Raw genomic sequence first — 22,969 nt, 5'->3', positions numbered from 1 at the left:
GGGTTTTTTTGGACCTACCCTGCTGCTTACTTCATGAATTCCGCTAATTTCTTAATATTTTCTTCATATTTGGTTTGACGGTAGGCTTGCAGCTCTGCAAAGCCTGTTTTTTCACGTTTCTCAATAAACTCATTGAATACTTGATCGAAGTCCGCATCCGATTTGGACAAGAGTAGCTTCGGCAATATCTTGCCCCATTCATTCGCAATCTTCGTCCCGTTAATCCCTTCCTTAGAGGTAGCTGGTGGATTAATCAAGTCATACTGAGAGTAGCTCACTGTTTTCCCCTTCGTCCAATCTTCCAATTGTTTGAAAGGCTCAACAGCAGGCTTTTGCCATTGGAGCTGCATGTTTGTATCCATTAGCATCCAGAACGTATGCGACGCACCGTATTTCTTATCGAAGGCCGAGCGATCTGAGTTCATCAATGCAAATGCTTCAGGATTGAGTTGGTCCTTGCCATCGATCGTATCGTACGAGACGCCTTTCTCGCCAAGATACATGTCTTTTTGTCCTTCTTCGCTGATTAGGTAGCTAAGGAATTTAATTGCTCTTTCTTTATCCTTAACCTTCTTGGAAATCAACGTGACTGTCCAACCGGAGATCGCCGGTCCTGAAAGCGTTGGAGGGTCCATTTGTGCATTCGCTGGTCCATCCACTGCGATATAAACAGAATTCGGATCGTTCGCGAATAGAACATTCTGCTGTGCTGCAAAATCCGTACGCTGGTACAGCATTGCGAAATAACGTCCTTGTGAGATTTTCTCTTCCATTTGCGCTCTCTTGTCAACGAATACATCCTTAGAGATTAAACCGTCTTGATTCGCTTGACGGAATACTTTGAGCCATTTCACAAACTCTGGATCTGTGGTTCGGTCGTAGAGCTTGCCTTCCTTCTCGCGAGGTAGAGCCAAATAATTCGCCAAGTAAGACGAATCCTGTTGAACATCGATGAATGAATAGTTGCCCACATCATTGAATTCATGGAAGCCAATCGGAATGAGGGGTTGACCATTCACTTGAGGGAATTTCTCCTTCGCAAGCTTCAGTGCATTTAGGAAGCCTTCCGGTGTCCGCATGTCCGGACTACCTATTGCTTCATACATATCTTTGCGAACAACGAATGTCTGATTGGAAGTAAACTCCGTGCCGAACGTCTGGAAGTCCTTCGGAGAAGATGAAGCGTTCGGGTAACCGTACGTTTTGCCATCCGGTTGAGCATACCAAGACAGCTTGGCAGCATCCGCGACTTTGAAGAAGTAAGGATCATATTCATTTGCCAGATCCGTTAAGGAATCAACGAGTCCGCCTTCGATCATTTTCTTCACGCCTTCTTCATACCAGCCGAGTGTAATAAAGTCTGGTAGATCGTTAGCTGCAATCATAGCGTTCATCTTCTCATTCTCGTTACCAGCCGGAACGATAAGGTTTAAGCTAACTCCGGTTTTCTTCGTAATGTACTGAGAGGTCGGATCGACGCCCCATTTGTTCGGGAACCAAGCGAAGTTCAAATACCAGTCGAATGTAATCGGCGAAGTGTCTGCTTTCCAACCTGCCTCATCCGCTGCTGGTTCGCTAGCGCTTTCACTTGCACTTGCGCTGGCACTCGATGCCGGAGGCTCACTTGATGCGCTTTGGCTGCTTGAAGCCGGTTCATTCTTGTTGCTTGCACAAGCGACGAGGGTGATCATGAGTGCAGCAATAATCGTTAAGCTTAGCCATTTCTTCATCGTTATACCCCTTAAATTCGTATTTATAATATTTTCCCGATGGGGAAAGTGAAACCGTTATTTTGTATTAACCCTTAAGTGACCCAATCATGAGGCCTTTGACAAAATATTTCTGGAGGAACGGATACGCAAGCACGATCGGCAATGTAGTGATGACCATAGTTGCAAGCTTGATCGATTGGCCTGTGACCGTTCGATTGATCGCTCCCCCTGTGGCCCCAACGATTTGATTAGAGCTAGACTGGGCAATGACCCTATATAGGAACGTCTGTATCGGCTGCAAATATTCACTGCTCGTATACAATACCCCCGTAAAATAGTCATTCCACTGCCAGACCCCATGAAATAACGCAATCGTTGCCACTACGGGTAAAGATACCGGAAGTACAATTCTGACGAATATCGAGAAATCATTTGCCCCATCAATCTTAGCTGCCTCTTCCAGACCTTCAGGTATTTCACGGAAGAAGGCTACGAAGATGATGAGATCAAAGAAGCTGAACATTGCCGGATAAATATACATTCCGAACGTATCGAGCAGACCAAGATCACGGAACCAGAGATAGGTCGGAATCAAGCCCCCATTGAAGAAAAGAGTCACTGTACCAAAAATCATATAACCATTTCGGAAGATTAACTCTCTTCGCGAGAAGGCATAGGCGACCATTGCCGTGAAGAAAACGTGAATGACCGTTCCAATTAGCGTCTTGGATATCGTGATGCCCATTGCTGTCATGATTCCGGCATTCTTGAATACGGTTGTGTAATTTTCCAGACTGAAATCTCGTGGAATCCAGTAAATGTTGCCGCCGGTCATCGCATCCTTGCCTTCGTTAAACGAGTTAACGAGTACATACCAGATCGGATATAAGGTTACGAAACAAATCAGTAGCATCCCGATCACGTTGAGGTTGTCGAATATCCAATCTCCGCGCGTTCTACGATCTCGTGTCCACATGGTCGGTTCACCACCTTTATTAGAATAGAGAAGATTGATTCATACGCTTGGTCAGTGAGTTTGCTAGTAAAAGTAGGAATAGCGCGATGATCCCTTTAACCAAGTTCACTGCGGTTGAATAAGAAAATCTCCCCATCTTAATCCCAATTTCATATACATAGGTGTCGATAACACCGCTGGCACTTTCATTGACTTGATTTTTCAGCACTAGAATTTGATCGAAGTTAGAGTTCAAGACATTACCGATCGCCAGAATGAACAAAATCGATATCGTTCCTTTGATGCACGGCAGGGTAACCAACCACATTTTCTGGAACCGACCTGCTCCGTCAATCGTCGCCGCCTCATAAAGCTCAGGCGAGATGCTGGCTATGGCAGCGATGTAGATAATAGCCGACCATCCGAACTCCTTCCATATGTCGGAGGCAATCGCGATACTCCAGAAGTATTTGGGTTCGGCCAAATAGTAGATAGGCTCATGAATTATCCCAAGTCCCATCAGAGCGTCATTGATAACTCCAACGTCGGACAACCAAGTGATTAAAATACCACCCAGAATGACCCAAGAAAGAAAATGTGGAAGATACGAAATGGTCTGAACAATCCGATTGAATCTCAGAGAACGAAGCTCGTTCAGGAACAATGCGAAAATAATCGGCAATGGAAATCCAATGATGAGCTTGAGTAAGCTAATTCCTAGCGTATTCTTGATCACTCCAAGCATCAGATCATCCTCGAATATCGCCTGAAAATGGGTCCAACCTACCCACGGAGCGTTCGCGATATCCCCGACTCCGATGTATTCCTTGAACGCAAGCCTGATTCCGTACATCGGAATGTAATTGAACACAATCATCCAAGCAACCCCAAGCAATGCCATGATCTGCAGATAGCGCTGACCGTAAAGTCTGCGGAATAGATTCGTATTTCCTCGTTTTCTGTTCATAGGCTTCTGCATCGGAATTTGAATTTCCGCGTTTGGTTCCACTCCGGCCGCACCTCCACAACTAACTTTGTAAGCTCTTACATCAAAGTTTATAGCTTGCAGCATGGGAATGTAAGGTGTCAAATTTCATCTAAGGTTGCATTTTTTTAGGTAAAATCATCTATTCACACACAAAAAGAAGCCGACTAATCAAGTCGACTTCTTCATCTATCCGTTTTTCAGACAATTAAGCTATAAGCTCTTCGTGCTTGAAGCACGATGTGAGGTCGCGGTGTAACGGAAGAGGTAATAACCACCTACCGCATAGATTGCAGCTCGAACGATTTCGGCTAACCCCAAGCCTTCGAACGGGAACAATACAACAAACGCATATCCCCACAATCCATAGGATAAGTACTTCACATTTTGCGAGATGAGGGTTAACCATATCCCAACGAAAAACCCATAGTACGCGATTAAATGCAAAGGAATATCGTTGAACAGGGTATTCATGGTGTCATAGCTGGAGTAGGAGACGGTCCGGTAAAGTACCTTTTCCAGAAATAAAACACCGAGTCCACCAAACAAAATAAGTAGGTGAAACGGTGAACTCAGCCTTACGATGCCAAAAGAGGTCAGGAACGACCGAATTTCCTTAACTACAATCCCAAATTGCTGCATCAGAAATTCCTCCTTTTGTACATATATACAGCAGACCAGCCCGTAAAATGCACAATAATAAGCCTGCGAATGACAAGAATTTATTCCGATAAATGACAAGAATGTATACTGATTCCTCGCACTAATCATACCATTTCGAGTGTTCCCAGCGCTGAAGCCCACGAACTGCCGGATACCTTCCTCAGGAATACTATAGCAACATAAAAATACAGCCTGAATCCCAACGGATACAGGCTGTATTTTTCATGGTAGGTTTAACATTCGCTTGGCGTTTCAGTGCGAAGGGACCCATTGTTCTACGTCCTTCGCGTTTTTCTCAAACGCGTGATAACTGGATGCCTCTTGAATATCCGCGTACGCCCAATGGTCCATCGAAACATCTGCCCATTGCTTCTCCGCTCCGACTAGAGGACCTCTTCCTAGAAGCTTGTTGATGATCGTAACGGCTTCTGCGCGGCTAAGGGCATCGTCTGGACGGAAGGTTCCATCTTCAAACCCGACAATGATACCCGCAGCATAAATTTGCACAATGGCATGTTCCGCCCAATGGCCGGCCACATCCGGGAATGTGCTGCTTGCCGTCCCATCCTTGGTGAGCAATTGGAGCGCAATGTTGGCCATCTCCCCGCGCGTAATCGTCTGCTCCGGCTTGAAGCTGCCGTCAGGATAGCCGCGCATCAGACCCATTTGTGTCACTTTCGCGATGGACTCGCTCGCCCAATGCGTAGCCTTTACATCCGAGTAACCGATAATGGGCAGTTTCTTCTCCTTGTCCATTACGCGCGATAATATCGCAGCCATCTCCACCCGGGTGATCGCCCGTTTGGGTCTAAACGTACCATCAGGGTACCCTTTAATATAGGCATGATGCGCATTCTCGCCTGCAACCTCGGTTTGCTGCCAACCATCCATGTGAATGACCGTAAACGTACTGAATTTGTTAATCGTAAACCGGATTCCTAGTTTTCCTGTCTGATCGTAAGGAACGATTTCCCCTTTGACCAACTCTTTCTCGCCGTCGCTATGCTCGATGAAGATGCCTAAATCTTTCAATTGATCGTTCGTCAATTCGTTTTCCGGCAAGGGAATGGTAAGCGTCACTTGCCTGCTCTGCATATTCGTCTCGATCGTCATCGGTCGGCCGACTACGGTAACGGTATCGTTGCCGGCCACTATACGCACCACTTGCTCGGTTCGAGCCCGCTGCTCCACTTCCTTGCGCTCGGCTTCCTTCTTGATCGGGATGAAGCGGAAGTAGACGTCGTCGATCAGTCCTTTCAATGAATCGCTTGGAATGAGAACGCGGGCGTTCGGAGTGTTGATTTCCAGATTCATTCCGTTGCCTGCCAGCGTCGAGGTTGAGGATAACGGTAGCTTCACGTTCAACTCAGACACTTCGTCTTTCTTGTCGGGAATGACGATCTTGGCCGTATTCGAACCGGCCGCCTTTAATTGTTCCGTCGTTTGCGCCGCTTGTTCGGTCGTAAACGTCACGCTGTCCTTCTTGTTTCCATTCGCGTCGGTTGTACGCTCGATGGTCGCTTTGGACACAACCTCGCCGCTATTGCGCGACCCATCCTCGACGTCGACCGTAATGAATTCTTTAATAGGATTGCTGCCGCCGCCTCCTCCTGATGAAGAAGGACTTGCATTAACGACTTGTGTCACCTTAAATGTCTTGCTCGTCATGTTGGCCGCGGATACGGTGATTGTTGTCTCATATGTGCCGACCGGCAGTCCGTTAGTTGCCTTGATCTTAAACGTCGTAGAGCTAGACGGGCTTAAAGACGTGACCGAAGGCGGCGTCAACACAAAGTTAGCCGTGTCGCTGGACGTCACATTCAGGCTGTTTAAGACGTCCGTTCCAGTAGATGTAATGGTGATTTCCTTCTCGTCCCGCGATCCGGACGTATATCCTTTGGTCAAGCCGCTCAACGTCTGGTCAGCTATGGACGCGATGTCGTACGTCAAACCCGCGGCAGAGACGGTTTGCGTCACCTTGAACGTTTTGCTCGTCATGTTGGCTGCTGAGATGGTGATCGTCGTCTCATACGTGCCAACAGGTAGGTTGATCTTCGCCTTGATCTTGAACGTCGCAGAGCCGTTCGGATTTAGCGTTGTAACCGATGGTAGCGTCAGGTCAAAATTCACCGTGTCGCTGGACGTTACGTCCAGGCTGTTTAAGGTTCCCGTACCTGTAGATGTTAGGGTGATCTCTTTCTCTTCCTGCGACCCCGACGTATAGCCATCGGTCAAGCCGCTCAACGTCTGGTCAGCTATGGACGCGATGTCGTACGTCAAACCCGCGGCAGAGACGGTTTGCGTCACCTTGAACGTTTTGCTCGTCATGTTGGCTGCTGAGATGGTGATGGTCGTCTCATACGTGCCAACCGGAAGGTTATCCTTCGCCTTGATCTTGAACGTCGTAGATCCAGACGGGTTAAGCGACGTGACAGTTGGCAGCGTCAGATCAAAATTCACCGTGTCGCTCGACGTTACGTCCAGGCTGTTTAAGGTTCCCGTACCTGTAGATGTTAGGGTGATCTCTTTCTCTTCCTGCGACCCCGACGTATAGCCGTCGGTCAAGCCGCTCAACGTCTGGTCGGCTATGGCTGCGATGTCGTACGTCAAACCTACGACTGAGACGGTCTGCGCCACCTTAAACAACTTGTTCGTCATGTTGGCCGCGGATACGTTGATGGTCGTCTCATACGTGCCAACCGGAAGGTTATCCTTCGCCTTGATCTTGAACGTCGTAGAGCCGTTCGGATTTAGCGACGTGACCGTTGGCAGCGTCAGATCAAAATTCATCGTGTCGTTCGACGTTACGTCCAGGCTGTTTAAGGTTCCCGTACCTGTAGATGTTAGGGTGATCTCTTTCTCTTCCTGCGACCCCGACGTATAGCCGTCGGTCAAGCCGCTCAGCGTCTGGTCGGCTATGGCTGCGATGTCGTACGTCAAACCCGCGACAGAGACGGTTTGCGTCACCTTGAACGTTTTGCTCGTCATGTTAGCTGCTGAGAGGGTGATGGTCGTCTCATACGTGCCAACCGGAAGGTTGTTCCTCACACCAATCTTGAACGTCGTAGTGTTACCAGGACTCAGCGATGTGGCTGCTAACGGTGTAATCGCAAAGTTCGTCATGTTGCTAGACGACATGCTCAGGTTGACTATGCTTCCTGTGCCGGTAGACGTCACGGTGATCTCCTTCGTTTCCTGAGCCCCCGACGTATAGCCGACGGCCAGGACGTTCAACGTCTGGTCGGCTATGGCCGCGATGTCATACGTCAACGGCGTGGCAGTGACAATTTGCGTCACCTTGAATGTCTTGCTCGTCATGTTCGTCGCGGAAATAGTGATCGTCGTTTCATACGTGCCAACTGGAAGGTTGTCCTTCACTTTAATCATGAATGTCTTAGAGGAATTCGCGTTCAGCGTCGTGCCAGATGGCGGCGTCAGCACAAAGTTCGTCATGTCGCTCGACGTCACGGCAAGGTCGGTTAAGGTTTCCGTACCGGACGCTTTGATCGTAACTACCCTGTTTTCCTGAGTCCCCAACGTATAGTTAACGCTCAAGTCTTTCAGCGCCTGATCCACGATCGGGGCTACATCAAAGCTGCCCACCTTCTGCGTCACTGTAAATGTCGTGTTCGGCATGTTGTCAGCGGAAATGGTGATGGTCGTCGTATGCGTACCCACCGGCAAATTATCTTTCGCCCTGATCTTCAGCGACGTGGATGCTGACGGGTTCAAAGTTGTGACGGCTGGCGGAGTCATGACAAATTTCGTCGTGTCGCTCGACGTTATCGTAAGGTTATTCAATACTCCCGTGCCGGCAGAGGAGATATCAATCGTCTTCTCCTCCTGCGTTCCCACCGCGTAGCCCACTTTTAAAAACTGCAATGTCTGATTGCTTACCGGGGCAATCTTGTAACTCGGATCGACGATCTGTGTCACGGTGAACGACTTGCTCGCGACGCGCGGCGCTGATACGGTTACCGTCGTCGTATGCGTTCCTACGGGCAAGTTGTCCTTCGCTTTGACCGTGAATGTCGTGGTCGAAGACATTCCGCAAAGCGGCGTATTGGGCTGCGTCACGATAAATTTATCGGTGTCGCTGGACGTTACGGTCAAGCCGCTAACGTCACCCGTGCCGGTGGAAGTTACTTTAATCGTCCTCGTTTGCTGAGTACCACTGGCATATCCCGAAGTAAGCTTAGTCAACGACTGATTGGCAATAGAGGCGATGCCATACGAAAAATCCGTATTGTAAAGCGCTCTTACCTTGTTTGGTAATTGGGCGGTACCTTCGACCGTATACAGATGCTGATGTCCGTCTACGGCGATGCCATGAAGCGCACCCGCACCAAAGCTTTCGCCGTTCGTCATGTCTTGCCAGACGCCATTCGAGAATCGATAGACTTTGCTAACATCCTTGTCGCTGATTGTCGTATTGTCCGTCAAGTAAACATCACCCAGACCATCGGCAGCCAGACCCTGCGGCAAAGTCAGCTTACCTGCCAGTGTACCTGTGACGTCTGTCCAGGACGAACTGCCTGATGGCAGCTTCACCACTTTTCCGAAGTTGCCGCTATACTTCCAGTCGGCTGCATAGATGTTTCCGGAAGGATCAACGGCAATCGCGGATGCCATTGTGAAACTCCACCCGTTCGTAATGTCCGACCATAGGTTAGAGCTGCTTGTATATTTGTAAATTCTGCTCGTTCCCGGAACGGAGTCGTTGCCCGAATCGGCTACGTACAAGTTGCTTGAAGCGTCCACGGCGATGCTGCGTGGATTGATCAACGTAACGCCCGCGTTAAGGGCAACGGTCGACCACACGTCGTTGTTCAGCTTGCTCACCCTCTTTGTGGCAGGACTGCCATGAAACACTTCCGTCACGTAGAGGTCGCCATTGTTCGGATCGACCGCGATGCCTGTCGGTTTTAGAAGAATATTCCCCGTTCCCGTCACCGCGCTCCAGGTTCCGTTCGAATACTTTTTTATTTTATTGGTATTGGCGTAATAGTTGTCCAATCCCGTATTGGCTACATATACGTTGCCGCAAGGATCCGTTGCTACGCCATTTGGAATCGTCAAACTGGACGTACCCGTGATATCGTTCCAAGTGGTATAAGCACTGCCAAACACGGTTCCCATCGGAACGAGAGTAGCCATCAAGACGCTGATCAGCATCAAAGCCATAAACCGATTCGTTGTTTTTGTTTTCATCGTCATACCCATTCCTTCCTAAATAGATGATAGAGTTTTCTGCTATAAATGTGATCGGATTTTTGCGGTCAGTCGGCACCGATTCAACTCCCGCCGCTTGATTCGCTTTATTTCATTTTCCGTTAGCATCCTATCATAAGCCGCTTAACAAATACTTAAACTCTTCTACGGAAGGGGCTGGGGCTTTCCTTAACTTGAAATGCTAGATGTGTTTCATCTTGACACAGATCGGGAATGGGACAATGTTCTTGTCAACGTCAAATAACAAGAACTTGATCCCATAAATAAAAAAAGCCGCGAATTACGCGACTTGTTATGGGACAAGGTTCTTGACACCTGACACCTGCAACTGACAATCATTGCAAGCTTGTACTGTAATATTAGCTTATGCGAACCTGTAGTACAGCAGCAAATACATCGCAAGCACAAGCAAGAAGTTAAGGGCAACGAATATAATCCGATCCAGCTTCGTCTTATGCATATCAACTGGTGGCTTGTAGAAGCTCACGCCTTCAATAATGAATAACACTAGAATGACATGAATCATGAAATGACCTACGATCTCCACATATCCGAACAGCATCGTCGTCATGATAAAGATTAGCGTTAAGACGATAGATAACAATCGATTCAATATCCCTACAACGAGCAAGTACCCGACGACAAATTCGATAAATGCAGCCAATACGATGAATACTGCAGGATCGAAGCCGAATGTAGGCACATGATGATTCTCCACAATATCTAGACTCATAGCCGGATAGATCCATTTCTCAACCGCTACCCAGCATAACGAAAGTCCCGTACCCAAATAGAGTAGTGGGAACGACCATTTCTCGAATACCGTCCGGTAAAGTCCGAGAGCTGCAGCAATCGCCAAATAGAAACCATAATCCAGCATGTGAAATAGACCGTATTGTCCTATGTAATAAACATATAACCCGACCAGAACAAGCGCTGCTGCTTTAGCAGTAAGATGATGCGGAATAAGTAGCATGGCAATCGCGATCCCTATTGCAATCGTAACTCCACCCTCAGGAGAAGCAAACTCAGGAGCAAACAAGGTTCCTTCTAGAAGTGACCAAAGTAACGCCACTGCCGTTCCGTATTGCAGGATGAGAAATGACTTCGGGCGCAGGCGCTCCACCTGTTGATCTAATTTCCCCATCACGGATATCTTCATAATAGAAGGCAGCACTTGGGTCAATACAGCTAGTAACAAAGCGATAGCTAGAGCGGTACCCATAAATACGGGGGACAGGACGTTGTCCAGCGCTTCTTTGACCGGTGTAACATCCGTAAACCATTTAACATGAGCATACTTAACCATCAGTCAAAAACACCTACTCTTCATGAGTTGAAAATCGAATAATATGATATGGTTATCGGCTAGAAGATTGACATTTATTAGTCAAAGGAGTATAATATTAAATTGTAGAAGTAGTAACCCTCAGGTTTTTCCTCAAATAAAGGGTAATATTCCTCCGTTTTCCCACACATTCCTTATTAAATCAATGAACTGGCTGCTGGAAGGAAACACGAATTCTCACTGGAGCGGTCTTGGAGCCGCAAGAACGATGGAGAGGTAGGGCTATCGTTGTGTTCGTGGAAAGTGAAATCAGGAAGAATCGCGCGGTTGCGCTTCAATAATAAGACCCCCGTCAGACTCGTCTACGGGGGTCGTCCAATATCCAAAATAACTTAGGAGTGGAGGATTCACTTATGAAGTTATCAACGATAGGTAGGATGCACCAGTCTGGCTATACTCATCCTATGTGGGTAAGTTCAGAAGAAATGACTAATTTTAATGAAGGTCGCCATGAGCGTTATCGTTTATTGCTATCCTTAGATGGTACAGGCGTTTGTGAAATTGAAGGCGCTTCCTATCCGATCCACAGTCCTGCTTTCTATTGCTTAAATGAACGCGATTCCTTTCATCTGCTTCCAGGCTCCTATATGAAAGCCAAATCGGTTTTCTTTCATCCCAATTTAATTAATGATTTGTTCAGCTTTGAATTAACCCAAGAAACATTTGTCACCTTCTCCGAGCGAGATAAACAAGATATGTGGTATCTAGATCCTTTTCGTGATCGCCTCGTTAACACCAATAGTAATCAGCCTATCATCGTCCCCATTGACCCTGCGTTAGCCAACTATGGAAATCACCTTATCGAGGAAGTCGAGCGTCAGTTGGTCAACCAGCCCGATAGCAAATGGCCCTGCCGCAGTCGTTCCATTCTGATCGAGATACTCGCTCTCCTAAGACGTGCTTATGGGGAAATGAAGCCGACAGTCCAACCTATACCTAGCGCTGCCTCTGAGAAAATACACCCCGTCATCCTTCACCTACATACGAACTACAAAAATAAAATAAAGATCGAAGATCTCACCAAGCTCTTCCATACAAACAAAACAACCTTAAATCAGAACTTCAAGCTTTCAACTGGCTTATCCATTATGTCCTACTTGAACTCCATACGCATGCAGATGGCTAGCGATTTGTTGCGAAATACCTTGTTACCCTCCGAAGAGATTATGGTTCGCGTAGGACTACGCGATAATGCTCATTTCATTCGCACCTTCCGCAAGCATTCTGGTTGCTCTCCTGCAGAGTTTAGAAATCTATATTGTCGGATGCCTCAGCCTATGTAATAGAAGACCAGGGTAACTGCTACCCTGGTCTTCTTGGATTGTTGCCAATTGACACCCAATCGCTGACGATTGGCTATATTTACTCCCCTTAACGATCTAGTAACATAGATTTAGTAGCGACGCCGATATGCGATGCGTAGCACTTACAAGGAGGGTCTAATATGAGATTTGGCAAGACACGTATGCTGCTTTTAAGTATTCCCTTTCTATTCCTTGCCCAAGCTTGCGGCAACTCAACAGAAAGCCCTGCATCCCCTTCTGTTAGCTCACCAAGCACAACGAACGCACCAGCTGCAAGCCCCGTTTCAGAAACCCCTAATGCTGCACAATCTGCTCCCGTAGAAAGCCCTGAGCCCGTCATGACCTTTGATGCTGAAACCTTAAAGAATACAACAGGCAAAACCTTAGTTCGCAACATTTCTACGGCGAAGGATGGCGCTAACAACACGTCCTATGCGATTGTTTCCAAAGCTGGCACAGTTGCCATAGTTGATCCCTACTCCCTATGGAGCGATAGCAAGATTCTTAATGCAGATATCGTTGTCGTTACCCATAAACACACCGATCACTATGATGAGAAATTTGTTATGGCCTCGACTAATGCCAAGATATCCATCTCTCAAGAGGATTCCTTCACGATCAAGGATATGAATGTCACATCCATCAAAGCTAGCCATACGCCTACATTCTTCGATGCAGCCCCGAGCGACTATATCTATGTCTTCGAGGTAGATGGCTTACGTATTGCTCACTTTGGTGATCTAGGACAGGATGAGCTCACCCCAGAGCAATTAGAGAAAATCGGTAAGATCGACATTATGCTCACCAGATTCTCGAACATAAGCGACAATAGTGCGACTACTGCAAGTACGATTAAAGCTCTTGAGCTAGTCAAACCTATTCTCGTAATCCCAACTCATTATGAACCTGAAATCGTAAAAGAAGTCATCTCGACAGCAAAACTAATCGACAAAGGTGAAGCCGCAGAGTTGGCTATTGATCGTGTGGACCTGGATGCTATCAAAGAAACTGAATATTATATGTTGAAATAGCATGCAAATTAATAAAGGCAGCATCCCCTTCAAAGCGGGATGCTGCCTTATTATCTTCTTACTTCGAATTAGTGACCAATGATGACCGGAATTTCTGTCTTACTTCCATGCTCGCCTTCCACCATCTTAGGCTTCTGAAGCATGAGACCAAGTAGACCACCGACAATCGCAATTCCAAGCAGGATGAGGAACGTATATCCGAATGACGATGCAAACAAATGAACATCCGGCTGCTGTTTACCTTGTTCAACCATGAGGTTCTGCATCTTCGTAGAAGAAATCGTCATTAAGATCGCAATAGCAAACGACATCATAACCTGCTGTGCAGCATTCGTAAGGGAGGTTACTCGCCCTACTAGATTCTGCGGTGCGGATTGGATCAGGTGATTATTAAGTGGCATCATGAATAATCCCATTCCAGCCCCAAGCAAACCAAGGGGAAGCATAACTGAACTTATTCCAGAGTCTCCTGAAATGTTGGATAACAACAATGCCGCCACTGTCGTTAGGGCCATACCCGCTATGACAAGCGGTCGAGCACCGAAACGGTCAGACAGCTTACCTCCGATTGGCATAAATAAGCCTGACGCTAACGCCTGCGGAAGCATAATTAAACCCGTTTTCAATGGACTATATCCATGCGCTTGTTGCAAGAACAAAGGAACAAGGAACATAGTACCGAACATCGCGATCTGCGAAATCCATTGTACGATAATCCCTTTCGTGAAGTTACCGGATTTGAATACCCGAAGCTCCAGCAATGGATTATCACGGTTTAATTCCACAAGAACGAATAGAATTAATGCCACGAGTCCGACACCTATGCCGATCAATGTAGCAGGCTGAGTCCAAGTGGATTCACCCGTAATCGGGTCAATACCGCCCTTCGAAACTCCGAACACTAGAGCAGCAAAAGCCAACGGTCCAAGGATCATCCCAAACAAATCCAACGAAGCAACCGTCTGACGTTGCATATTAGGTAACGTACGAATTCCAAGAATGATTGCAATAACACCGATAGGTAAGTTAATCAAGAATATCCACTGCCAGCTATGATATTCAACAAACCATCCCGCCACTACAGGCCCTAAAGCAGGACCTAACAAGATTGGAATCCCCATCATCCCCATAACCGCCCCAACCTTACCTGGGGGAGACAGGCGATAGATGAACGCCATGGCAATCGGAACGACGACGCCTCCGCCTAAGCCTTGAACAATCCGGAAGGCAATAAGTGTTTCAACACTTGTTGCTAATGCGCAAAGTAACGACCCAATCGTAAACAATCCGACTGAAATCAAGAATACTTTCTTAGCTCCGAATCGATCTGATAACCAGCCAGCCAAAGGAATAACTGCGGCCTGCGCTAGTGCATAGCCAATGACAGTCCATTGAACTAGCGAGAGGTTCAACAATTCAAATTCTTGCTGAAGCTTCGGTAGAGCGACGTTAACGGCCGTTCCATCTAAGATGACCATAAAGATTCCAATAACGATTGCCACCAACGGACCTAAAATCGTACGTATTGAGAATGGCGTTTCTGTTAATACAGGTGGTGCTGTTTTCGAAGACATATCGTACCTCCTACCCAAATTAAGGAGCTTCCCTCGCGCAGTCTCTCTCGTCCATTGACCGCACTCTGACTTGACGGTACAATAAGTACATATGGACCCTACGAAGGTAACCCGCAGCATTACCGGACAATTGTCCGTTTAATCTCGATGTTACCGGACAATTGTCCGGTTGTCAATATGCGAAATGTTAAATTTCAGTAAAGCGAGGAGGTCTTTCTGTGTCAATTCGTCGGGAACGCAAGGATGCTGTAGAGCACCGTCAATTGATTCTGCAAACCGCCAATGAGTTATTTAACCAGCATGGCGTCCAGCCGGTTAGCATGCACCAAATCGCCAAGACAGCTGGCATAGGACAAGCAACCTTGTACCGCAGATATGCTCATAAAGGCGATCTGTGTCTAGATATTCTAGATGATTACGGACATCAGCTTGTAGAACTGATCACTGTTTATCTTGAAGAAAACAAACAATCTCCAGCAGGCGAACGCTTGGGAGGAATTATTGACTATTGGATAGATGCCATTGAGGAAAAATCTAGCTTGATCTCAGGTTTGGTTACCGCGATGGAATCCAAGATGAATTGCGAGGATGAACGGGGAAACTATTTTCACTCCCCCATGTACCATTTCTTCCGAAAAAAAATATCTGAGCTTCTATCCGAAGTAGTCCAATCCGATTTGCAGCCACCTTTCGATGCAGATCTAACTGCTCATTTCATCATTTGCTCCTTGTCTCCCAATGGATACTTCCATATCAAACAGGAGAAAGAATACACCACTAGCCAAATCAAGTTACATTTACGCCGATTATGTCTACCCACTATCTAGTAAATCGTTTAGTAGATCATAGAAAAGGCTGATACCTCGTGCAGATCATTACATCTGTCGGGTTTATCAGCCTTTTTCTTATATTCGATGCTTAAGCTTCAAATGTACTCTTCTGACGCGCGCGCGAAAGCTTAAACCTACGCTCGAAGAGAATAATGACGGCCACAACAACTTCGACCATAAAAATACCAGCCAATGCATCCATAATGACGTGTTGCTTCACGAATAATGTGGACATAATAATAGTGCTCGACATTCCAGTAATAAGAATGATGTTCCATTTATTACGGAAAGAGCTGGTCCATATCGCTCTCATCACCATATAGCTTGAGAAACAATGTATGCTCGGAAAACAGTTATAAGGCTGATCTCGATTGTAAATATAGCGCATGACGTCAGATACTATGCCGTTACCAACTACAACCGGTCGGTCAACTGTCGTTTGAAATACGGAATAGATCAAGTAGCACAACAATGCGCAGATGGCATAAGTCATGAGTGAACGATAATAGACATTGGGGTCCTTCTTGAAGAAGTAAATCAAACAAACATAAATATAAAATATCCAGATCGAGTAAGGCAATGCGAAAATTTGAATGAACGGGATCGCTTCATCAACCTTCGTAATTAGCCGATACACCTCTTGACCTTCAACATTGTTAGTTGCAGCGTACATCCACCCAAGAACAGGAAACATTAGCATCCATAGCAACGGAGCGTACTTTTTCCAATTTATATTTCTAAGCGCCACTACCTAACCCCCCTTAAAATACCTATAACATCGATAGATCAATCATGCTTAGGCAGATGACTCACGTAACTGTCCGATAGCTTCAAAAGCTCCAACGCTCGATTATATTCCTCTTCCGTAGTATCGGTCTCATTGGGTATCGCTCCGTCGTAAGGGTATCTTACTCCGTCTTTATAATTAAGTCCTGGTACGAATATGCCTTTATCGTTTATGAATGATCCGGAAGGCAAATAATATCGTTGTGGAAGCAAGTTACTCGTGTTATTCAGAATATCCTGCCCGAAATGGATATGGTCTTGCAGTGAGATCCCTAGAAGATTAGCCACTGTAGGAAAGATATCGATCTGACCCCCTGTTTGTGGCAAACGTTTCTGTTCCGTAATGCCAGGTGCAGCGACAATCAAAGGAATATTCATCATCTCTGTAAATTGATATTCCCTGCCGTAAATTTCTTTCATTAGACCTTTCTCATGCTCACTTAACGAATAGATGGGCAAGCCTAGATGATCACCGTAAATGATTAGCACCGAATTATCCCACAAACCATTCTTCTTCAGCTTATCAATGAACAAGCCAATCGAATAATCAGTGTAGTTCTGAGCTTGGATGTAGTCGCCTACTAAGGTGTCCTCATATCTTTCCGGTAGCTGGAAACGGACTTTACGCTCCGGGATATTAAACGGGTGATGAGAGGACATGGAGATAAGTTGAGCATAGAAGGGCTTGCCCGTTTGGCTTAGCTTCAGCAATTCATCAGCTGTTTTATCATACAACACTTCGTCTGAAGACCCGAAAAAAACCATATCGTCGTTACCGAAAAATTCAGCGTCGTAATAATGCTGGAAGCCAAGGGCTTTGTAAAGCTCCTTACGATTCCAGAATTGCACATTGTTCGTATGGAATGTCGCCGTCTGATAACCGTGCTCCTCAAGCACTTTAGGCATGCTTGGTAGCGCCAGATCGCCATAATCTTGGGCAGCAGCGCCATGCTGAGGAATGTAAAAAGAAGTGTTCACGACAAATTCAGCATCCGAAGTATTCCCTTGACCCACTTGCTGATAAAAATTCGGGAAATAGAAATGCTCTTTAATCAATTGATTCAAGACAGGCGTAATTTCCTGACCATCGATCTTCCGATCAAGCACGAAGTTCTGAGTCGCCTCCAACTGCAGAATAATGACATTCTTCCCTTGCGCCTCCCCCCAATAGAGAGGTACTTCCGGAGATTCCATTTCCTTAAGCGTAGCGATTGCTTCAGTTGTAATGTTGCTCGGATCTTCCAACACTTCAGAGCGGCTAGAAATGATCGCATAGGCCTCATAATTCAATATCCCCATGTTCTCGGCCTGCTTCAGTTCATTTAGGCTATCACGATGAACCCAAACACTTGTCACACTAACTGCCAAGGAAACAACGAATAGAGCTGAGATAAGCACATTCGATTCACGAACGGCAATTGATTTGCCCCAGCTTCGATACTTGCGATTCATGTATAACAATAGGAAGACAACAATATCGGTATAGATAAACAAGAAATACGGATGTAACAAGGAGAAGACGCTACCCTTTACTTCCGTTACCTGGTTCACTTGCTGCAAGGCATGGTACGTAACAATAACACCAAAATATTTATAATACATAATAACTGCGAAGAAGATGGTCGTTATCAATAAATTAACCGCTATATATACCCCTAATTTTCTACGTGGAGCAATCCACTCAATTAAGCAGAATAGCACCCAGACTGAGGGTATCCCCGTTGCAATCTGTAGCCATAATGAGGCACTATCAAAAATAACGAATCTAGCCAAGCAAATCTTGATCACCATTAATAAGGTAAAGAAGATAAACGGCTTAGAAAACCATACACCTAGTCTTAAAGATTTCATGCTATTCACCTCCAGAGCCTTTACTATTATATCGAATGTTAACGCAGTGTTAAAGTCTATCTTAAAGGAAGTTCTCCTAAAGGTTAGCTAAAGAATAAGGCATCGCGTATAATGAAACAAAACTTGAAAGGAAGATCCTCTATGGCAATTACCTATAATAGAGCTTATGATCACATTCTCGATGACTTGTCTCGTGCGTTAACCACAATACCGCAATTTTACGAGGCATTTGAGATGGAAGCAGCGGACTGGGAAGACCTCAGCAAAGATGAGAAAGACGTATGCATTCGCACGCTCTCCGACGACCTATTTTACGTTCTTGGTACCGAGACGTCAACCGACGTTGGTCTAGGGTCCGCAGAATATGACTCTAGCCATGCCGTCATTAAGGTGACCGCTGGGCCTCAGCTCATTCACGTCATCTCTTTACGCGAATAGCTAGCTCTTACTGCGCCAACCTGGAAAGCCAAATAGATGAAAAATAAAGTGAGTACCGCTCCGATACCCATAATTGAAAAATTAACCGGAACATTCATCTTCCTAAACATTAGATATAGGAATAGCCCAATAACCGTCAGACTATTTTCTACGAAGTTCTGAACGGCGATCGTCCGACCAGAGCCAATGGCGGTTTTTCCTGCCTCTTGAAGCATCGTATTGAGTGGTATAAGGAAAATACCGCCCATGACTCCGGTAATGAATAGCAAAGTAACCGTCATCCACAGCTGGTTCGTGAAATTAGCAGTCATGACAGCTGCAACCATACCAATCCCGTAGAAAAATCCTCTATACAGTCTACCCTCTGGTACGAGCCTAGGAGTCAGCCATGCACTGGCGACAACACCAAGAGCCGTAACTCCGATAATCATCGACTGCTGGTCCGTATCTTCGATCCCTAAATTTAACGGTAGCCATGCAATCAATGCGATACGAAGCACAGAAGCAGTTAACCAGAACGCCCCAGTCCCAAGTAGCGAGAACCGACTTCTCCGGTTCCTGAACAGCTTAACTACATCGTAGAAAAACTGCCATGAAGCTTTTCCATAACGAATGTCTGGATTGCCTGATTTAGCCGGAATGAGAAAGGTCATACCGAGCGATACTAAATAGATGAACAGACAGACAAGGATCGCTGGAAGATCAGAATTCGTAGCAAGAAAGCCTCCTGCAACCGTACCGAGCAAAATTGCTAATATGGTTGTTCCCTCTACTTGCGCGTTCGCTCTTAGAAGCTCGCCTTCGTTTTTCGTTAATTCCGCCAAAATCCCATATTTTCCCGGGGAGTAAACAACAGAGCCCACACCTACAAAGAAATAACATATCGCTGGAGATACTCCGAGTAGTAACAGAAAAATCCCCGTTGCTTTCAGTATGTTACCTAGTAGTAGAACATTCGATTTCGCCTTTTTATCTGCGAAAGCTCCTACAATTGGAGCTAATAGGACATAAGCAATTAGAAAAGCGATTTGAATATAAGTTATCATTCCATCGGGGTCCGATACACCTTCACGCTTAACTAACCCTACGATAAGAAAGAAATTTAGATTATCCGCGAATGCACTTAAAAATTGTGTCCATACGACTGCCTTTAACGGTGATAGCTTATTTTTCAACCCTGCCAACGTTCCCCACCCTTTCTCTTCGAACCTATATTATACTCCTTCGATACAAATCCGTCCTTATTATATGTAATTCTTTACATAATTTTTAAGCTATTTTCTTCAGCCCACTCATCGAGTTGACAAGACTTATACATAACACTATTATTCAAAATATTACAAACGAGAGAATGGCGTCAAATGTTACAATTGCTCAAGGATGAGGAAAGATCACAATTAAAATTGAAGATCGAAGCTCAAATCAAGGAGCAAACTGCGTAATCCGCCATATCCTATCGTTCCTAATCAACTAGAAAAGCCTCCAATTCCACTCTTGAACTGACCCCAATTGTTAGACACATCCTAACAATTGAGGTGCAGTTCATCTAAGTGGTTGGAGGCTTTAATATTTGTCTATTTATAAGATTTCACGGCTTCGCTAATCATTTCAACTGTTCGGTTCAAGTCCACATTCTCGAATACATGCTCACAAACCTTGCGATAAGTCACTTCTTCGGAATAGTGATCCAAATAATTCTCGATGACCTCGTAGGGAGCCCCTTTGCTTTCCAATCTCTCCCGCACCGTTTGCTTATCCACATAGATGAATATCCGTACAAGCCGCTCTCCATAGAGCTGCTTAAGAGCTGCCGCCCCCTCCCGATTAAGGACGAGATAGACGCCTTCTCCTAAGTTGCCATTTATTGCTCTTTCCAGTTCATCGCGCAGGACACCATATTTGTTTCTGTCCATCTCCACGGTTTGCAGAAACCTTCCCTCACGTTCCCATTCAACGAACTGCTCAGGGCCAATATAGTGATAATCTCCATCAGGATGATCCGGATTTCGTGGAGCACGTGTCGTGCAGGAACGCACTGCCGTCCAACCGATCAGCTCTCCCGCTTTCCGAGCAACCGTCTTACGTCCTGATCCACTCGTTCCAGTAAACACGAAGATCGTTGGCTTGGACATATCAAGCACCCCCATAAATGGTTCGTACTTTATATATCGGCATAGTACCATGGTAATGTTTGGCGACGCGAACATCTTGCCCTACGCGGAAGGGTAGTCTTTAGGCATATCTCAAACACGCCTTAAGACCCACTGATCCTATCAACATAATAGTCTTCACGGCTGTTTCCAACCTCAATCTATTTATGTTTAGCTTAATAAGTCTGTTTAAAGGCAATCAACACACAGGAGGGTCCTCATGCGTCACTTAACAATATTCAGCTTAATTATCGCGTTATTATTTACAGGCAGCGCAACTTATGCACAGGAACAACAAGCTTCTCCCTTTAAGGATGTTAAAGGGCACTGGGCAGAGAAAACCATAAACGATATGGTTGCCAAAGAAATTCTCGACGGCTATCCGAACGGAACCTTCCAGCCTAATCAACCGGTGAAGGTCGATCAATTTATTAAGATGCTCATGCTTTCTTACACTACGCTCCATCAGAACGGGGAACGGAGCTGGAGCTCCTCCTTCTTACAATCCTTAAGCACTGAAAATCAAACGATTCTCAAGCAGGATTACCGTTATTACACGTTCAAGCCCGCGACCGTTGGCTATTGGGCAAAGCCCTACATTGATGTCGCCAGTGATCTTCATTTCCTTAACAAAAGTCGTTACAGCGATTTCCAAAGCGATATGACACGGGAAAATGTGGCGGAGATTATTTTCTACACGCTTCAGGAAACCGAGTTTCTGGAAGACGGGCAGTTCAGCCAGCAGCTCGCGCAATCTTATGGCGATTTGATGAGCGCAACTGAACGCGAGCAGAAGTTCATTGCCGAAGCTTTGGTTAAGGGGATTATGCAAGGCTATCCGAACGGTTATTTCGGTGTAGGCGACAAAGTGACTCGGGCAGAATCGCTGGTCATATTGAACAGGTTAACGGATAAGGCGCAGCGCATTGTGGTTAAACCTTCCGAAACGAATAAGCTGCAGCTTTCCGTCCCTACAGTTGGCGGAGGATCGAAGGTAGTCATTTTCCCAGATCAAAGAATGCGCGATGCTTACGACACTTTGAAACTGGCAGGCCAACTGAGAGGCTCGAATCAAGAGCTGTCCGATACAACACTTCGATTGTTTAAGGATCAGAAGGAAAAAAACAGCTTTACAACTCCTGCTCCTGGTGCCGACAAGTTGCAGGAAGAAACAGCCTTATGGCTCGACCCGCAATACAACACCTACGGGATCACGATCCAGCTTCGCGAGGGTACGTTAGCCCGTAATCAGGAAGCAATCGAGGTATTCACCAACTTCTTATTCGGTTATAACGCAGCTACATTTAGCAACTGGTTTAAAGAGGTTTGTACGGACGTGGCTGCCGGAAAAGCATTATCTTCTAAGAAAATGACGATTGGTGAGGACACGGTGGACATTAGAATCGAATCTGCCACGAAGACAGTTATCGTCTCCATCGCCAAGAACAAGAGCTAAACACAAAGAAGGAGAGCACCTCTCGCGGTGCTCTCCTGCATAATCTTGGTTATCCTATTGAAACGCCTTTACGAAGGGTTTTTTGATCCCGATTCGTATTTACAAGCAATGGAAGCATCTTCATTCCGCTTTCCATCGGCTTGTGGCACAACCCACAGGTCGGAACTGTCTCGAACGCGAAATTATCTCTCATCCACCCATTACAGCCTTCACTCGTGCAGGACCAGACCGCCGTCATTTCTTCAGGAATTTCCTCTAAAACCTTTTTCCGTGAGTACATGGACGAGACCCCTTTTCCTTATAGCATAACCAAAAGAAAATACCCTCAACGAACGTTAAGGGTATTTTCGTGTTTGATTTACAATTTAACAACGTTTTCCGCTTGTGGTCCGCGGTTGCCTTGTACCACATTGAATTCAACACGTTGGCCTTCGTCCAAAGTCTTGAAACCATCACCAGTGATAGCGCTGAAATGTACGAATACATCGTTGCCGCCTTCAACTTCGATGAAACCAAAGCCTTTGTCTGCATTAAACCATTTAACTGTACCTGTTTGCATGTAATTCACCTCCAACTTCTATTGCCTCATGAACTTTTTTATTCATACGAATAAAAAATCCACACCATGAAAAAGGTCGCTTCCAAAATAATAAC

At 45.9% G+C, this 22,969-nt stretch carries 18 protein-coding genes; 5 read left to right on the top strand and 13 right to left on the bottom strand.

Going from position 1 to position 22,969, the window contains the following annotated elements; translation table 11 throughout:
• Positions 1–26: 26 nt before the first annotated feature.
• From M1K58_RS09925 to M1K58_RS09900, 6 genes are all read right to left on the bottom strand, one after another.
• Positions 27–1,730: a type 2 periplasmic-binding domain-containing protein gene (locus M1K58_RS09925; RefSeq protein ID WP_256758662.1), complete on the bottom strand. Its 1,704-nt coding sequence runs from the start codon at positions 1,728–1,730 to the stop codon at positions 27–29.
• Between the two features lie 67 nt (positions 1,731–1,797).
• The gene (locus M1K58_RS09920) at positions 1,798–2,688 is read right to left on the bottom strand and encodes a carbohydrate ABC transporter permease (protein WP_256758661.1); all 891 of its coding nucleotides are present in this window, start codon (positions 2,686–2,688) and stop codon (positions 1,798–1,800) included.
• Between the two features lie 19 nt (positions 2,689–2,707).
• Positions 2,708–3,646 (bottom strand): ABC transporter permease, encoded by a 939-nt coding sequence (locus tag M1K58_RS09915; protein WP_256758748.1) that lies wholly within the window; start codon positions 3,644–3,646, stop codon positions 2,708–2,710.
• A gap of 219 nt (positions 3,647–3,865) precedes the next feature.
• The gene (locus M1K58_RS09910; RefSeq protein ID WP_256758660.1) at positions 3,866–4,294 is read right to left on the bottom strand and encodes a hypothetical protein; all 429 of its coding nucleotides are present in this window, start codon (positions 4,292–4,294) and stop codon (positions 3,866–3,868) included.
• Between the two features lie 273 nt (positions 4,295–4,567).
• Positions 4,568–9,532 (bottom strand): S-layer homology domain-containing protein, encoded by a 4,965-nt coding sequence (locus tag M1K58_RS09905; RefSeq protein ID WP_256758659.1) that lies wholly within the window; start codon positions 9,530–9,532, stop codon positions 4,568–4,570.
• 379 nt (positions 9,533–9,911) lie between these two features.
• Positions 9,912–10,856, bottom strand: coding sequence for a DoxX family membrane protein (locus M1K58_RS09900; RefSeq protein WP_256758658.1), 945 nt, complete (start codon positions 10,854–10,856; stop codon positions 9,912–9,914).
• 392 nt (positions 10,857–11,248) lie between these two features.
• Between M1K58_RS09900 and M1K58_RS09895 the strand changes: the two genes are divergently transcribed.
• Positions 11,249–12,178 (top strand): helix-turn-helix transcriptional regulator, encoded by a 930-nt coding sequence (locus M1K58_RS09895; RefSeq protein ID WP_256758657.1) that lies wholly within the window; start codon positions 11,249–11,251, stop codon positions 12,176–12,178.
• 161 nt (positions 12,179–12,339) lie between these two features.
• On the top strand, positions 12,340–13,230 hold the full coding sequence (locus tag M1K58_RS09890; protein ID WP_256758656.1) for an MBL fold metallo-hydrolase: 891 nt from the start codon (positions 12,340–12,342) through the stop codon (positions 13,228–13,230).
• Between the two features lie 68 nt (positions 13,231–13,298).
• Here the strand turns inward: M1K58_RS09890 and M1K58_RS09885 are convergent, their stop codons facing one another.
• Positions 13,299–14,804 carry an MDR family MFS transporter gene (locus M1K58_RS09885; protein WP_256758655.1) on the bottom strand — a complete coding sequence of 502 codons (1,506 nt, stop codon included), beginning with the start codon at positions 14,802–14,804 and terminating at the stop codon, positions 13,299–13,301.
• A 218-nt stretch (positions 14,805–15,022) separates the two neighbouring features.
• Here M1K58_RS09885 and M1K58_RS09880 point away from each other — a divergent pair, with 218 nt between their 5' ends.
• Positions 15,023–15,631, top strand: a complete 609-nt coding sequence (locus M1K58_RS09880; RefSeq protein WP_256758654.1) for a TetR/AcrR family transcriptional regulator — start codon at positions 15,023–15,025, stop codon at positions 15,629–15,631.
• 91 nt (positions 15,632–15,722) lie between these two features.
• Here M1K58_RS09880 and M1K58_RS09875 read toward each other — a convergent pair whose 3' ends face one another.
• Together M1K58_RS09875 and M1K58_RS09870 are read right to left on the bottom strand one after the other, a co-directional pair.
• A complete protein-coding gene (locus M1K58_RS09875; protein ID WP_256758653.1) occupies positions 15,723–16,382 on the bottom strand; it encodes a phosphatase PAP2 family protein in 660 nt (219 codons plus the stop codon).
• A gap of 38 nt (positions 16,383–16,420) precedes the next feature.
• Positions 16,421–18,271: an LTA synthase family protein gene (locus M1K58_RS09870; RefSeq protein WP_256758652.1), complete on the bottom strand. Its 1,851-nt coding sequence runs from the start codon at positions 18,269–18,271 to the stop codon at positions 16,421–16,423.
• 141 nt (positions 18,272–18,412) lie between these two features.
• Here M1K58_RS09870 and M1K58_RS09865 point away from each other — a divergent pair, with 141 nt between their 5' ends.
• Entirely contained in the window at positions 18,413–18,709 is a 297-nt protein-coding gene (locus tag M1K58_RS09865) for a hypothetical protein (protein ID WP_256758651.1), read from the top strand.
• Here M1K58_RS09865 and lplT read toward each other — a convergent pair.
• Positions 18,685–19,893: a lysophospholipid transporter LplT gene (gene lplT, locus M1K58_RS09860; RefSeq protein WP_256758650.1), complete on the bottom strand. Its 1,209-nt coding sequence runs from the start codon at positions 19,891–19,893 to the stop codon at positions 18,685–18,687. The genes M1K58_RS09865 and lplT overlap by 25 nt on opposite strands.
• Before the next feature lie 390 nt (positions 19,894–20,283).
• Positions 20,284–20,841 carry a guanylate kinase gene (locus tag M1K58_RS09855; protein ID WP_256758649.1) on the bottom strand — a complete coding sequence of 186 codons (558 nt, stop codon included), beginning with the start codon at positions 20,839–20,841 and terminating at the stop codon, positions 20,284–20,286.
• A 238-nt stretch (positions 20,842–21,079) separates the two neighbouring features.
• On the opposite strand from M1K58_RS09855, the gene M1K58_RS09850 reads away from it, so the two are divergent.
• Entirely contained in the window at positions 21,080–22,315 is a 1,236-nt protein-coding gene (locus tag M1K58_RS09850; RefSeq protein WP_256758648.1) for an S-layer homology domain-containing protein, read from the top strand.
• A gap of 49 nt (positions 22,316–22,364) precedes the next feature.
• Here the strand turns inward: M1K58_RS09850 and M1K58_RS09845 are convergent, their stop codons facing one another.
• Together M1K58_RS09845 and M1K58_RS09840 are read right to left on the bottom strand one after the other, a co-directional pair.
• On the bottom strand, positions 22,365–22,595 hold the full coding sequence (locus tag M1K58_RS09845) for a cold-shock protein (protein WP_256758647.1): 231 nt from the start codon (positions 22,593–22,595) through the stop codon (positions 22,365–22,367).
• Between the two features lie 78 nt (positions 22,596–22,673).
• Positions 22,674–22,874, bottom strand: a complete 201-nt coding sequence (locus M1K58_RS09840; RefSeq protein WP_256758646.1) for a cold-shock protein — start codon at positions 22,872–22,874, stop codon at positions 22,674–22,676.
• Positions 22,875–22,969: the final 95 nt, after the last annotated feature.

Source organism: Cohnella sp. WQ 127256 (assembly GCF_024519285.1).
In the GTDB taxonomy this organism is placed as follows: Bacteria; Bacillota; Bacilli; order Paenibacillales; family Paenibacillaceae; genus Cohnella.
The sequence above is the reverse complement of the archived record's forward strand: the minus strand, read 5'-3'. Positions and strand labels throughout refer to the sequence as shown.

Bases quoted from the DNA above. Each gene is read 5' to 3' on its own strand.
- M1K58_RS09925 (WP_256758662.1), bottom strand. From the start codon at position 1,730: ATGAAGAAATGGCTAAGCTTAACGATTATTGCTGCACTCATGATCACC.
- M1K58_RS09920 (WP_256758661.1), bottom strand. From the start codon at position 2,688: ATGTGGACACGAGATCGTAGAACGCGCGGAGATTGGATATTCGACAAC.
- M1K58_RS09915 (WP_256758748.1), bottom strand. From the start codon at position 3,646: ATGCAGAAGCCTATGAACAGAAAACGAGGAAATACGAATCTATTCCGC.
- M1K58_RS09910 (WP_256758660.1), bottom strand. From the start codon at position 4,294: ATGCAGCAATTTGGGATTGTAGTTAAGGAAATTCGGTCGTTCCTGACC.
- M1K58_RS09905 (WP_256758659.1), bottom strand. From the start codon at position 9,532: ATGACGATGAAAACAAAAACAACGAATCGGTTTATGGCTTTGATGCTG.
- M1K58_RS09900 (WP_256758658.1), bottom strand. From the start codon at position 10,856: ATGGTTAAGTATGCTCATGTTAAATGGTTTACGGATGTTACACCGGTC.
- M1K58_RS09895 (WP_256758657.1), top strand. From the start codon at position 11,249: ATGAAGTTATCAACGATAGGTAGGATGCACCAGTCTGGCTATACTCAT.
- M1K58_RS09890 (WP_256758656.1), top strand. From the start codon at position 12,340: ATGAGATTTGGCAAGACACGTATGCTGCTTTTAAGTATTCCCTTTCTA.
- M1K58_RS09885 (WP_256758655.1), bottom strand. From the start codon at position 14,804: ATGTCTTCGAAAACAGCACCACCTGTATTAACAGAAACGCCATTCTCA.
- M1K58_RS09870 (WP_256758652.1), bottom strand. From the start codon at position 18,271: ATGAAATCTTTAAGACTAGGTGTATGGTTTTCTAAGCCGTTTATCTTC.
- M1K58_RS09865 (WP_256758651.1), top strand. From the start codon at position 18,413: ATGGCAATTACCTATAATAGAGCTTATGATCACATTCTCGATGACTTG.
- M1K58_RS09855 (WP_256758649.1), bottom strand. From the start codon at position 20,841: ATGTCCAAGCCAACGATCTTCGTGTTTACTGGAACGAGTGGATCAGGA.
- M1K58_RS09850 (WP_256758648.1), top strand. From the start codon at position 21,080: ATGCGTCACTTAACAATATTCAGCTTAATTATCGCGTTATTATTTACA.
- M1K58_RS09845 (WP_256758647.1), bottom strand. From the start codon at position 22,595: ATGTACTCACGGAAAAAGGTTTTAGAGGAAATTCCTGAAGAAATGACG.
- M1K58_RS09840 (WP_256758646.1), bottom strand. From the start codon at position 22,874: ATGCAAACAGGTACAGTTAAATGGTTTAATGCAGACAAAGGCTTTGGT.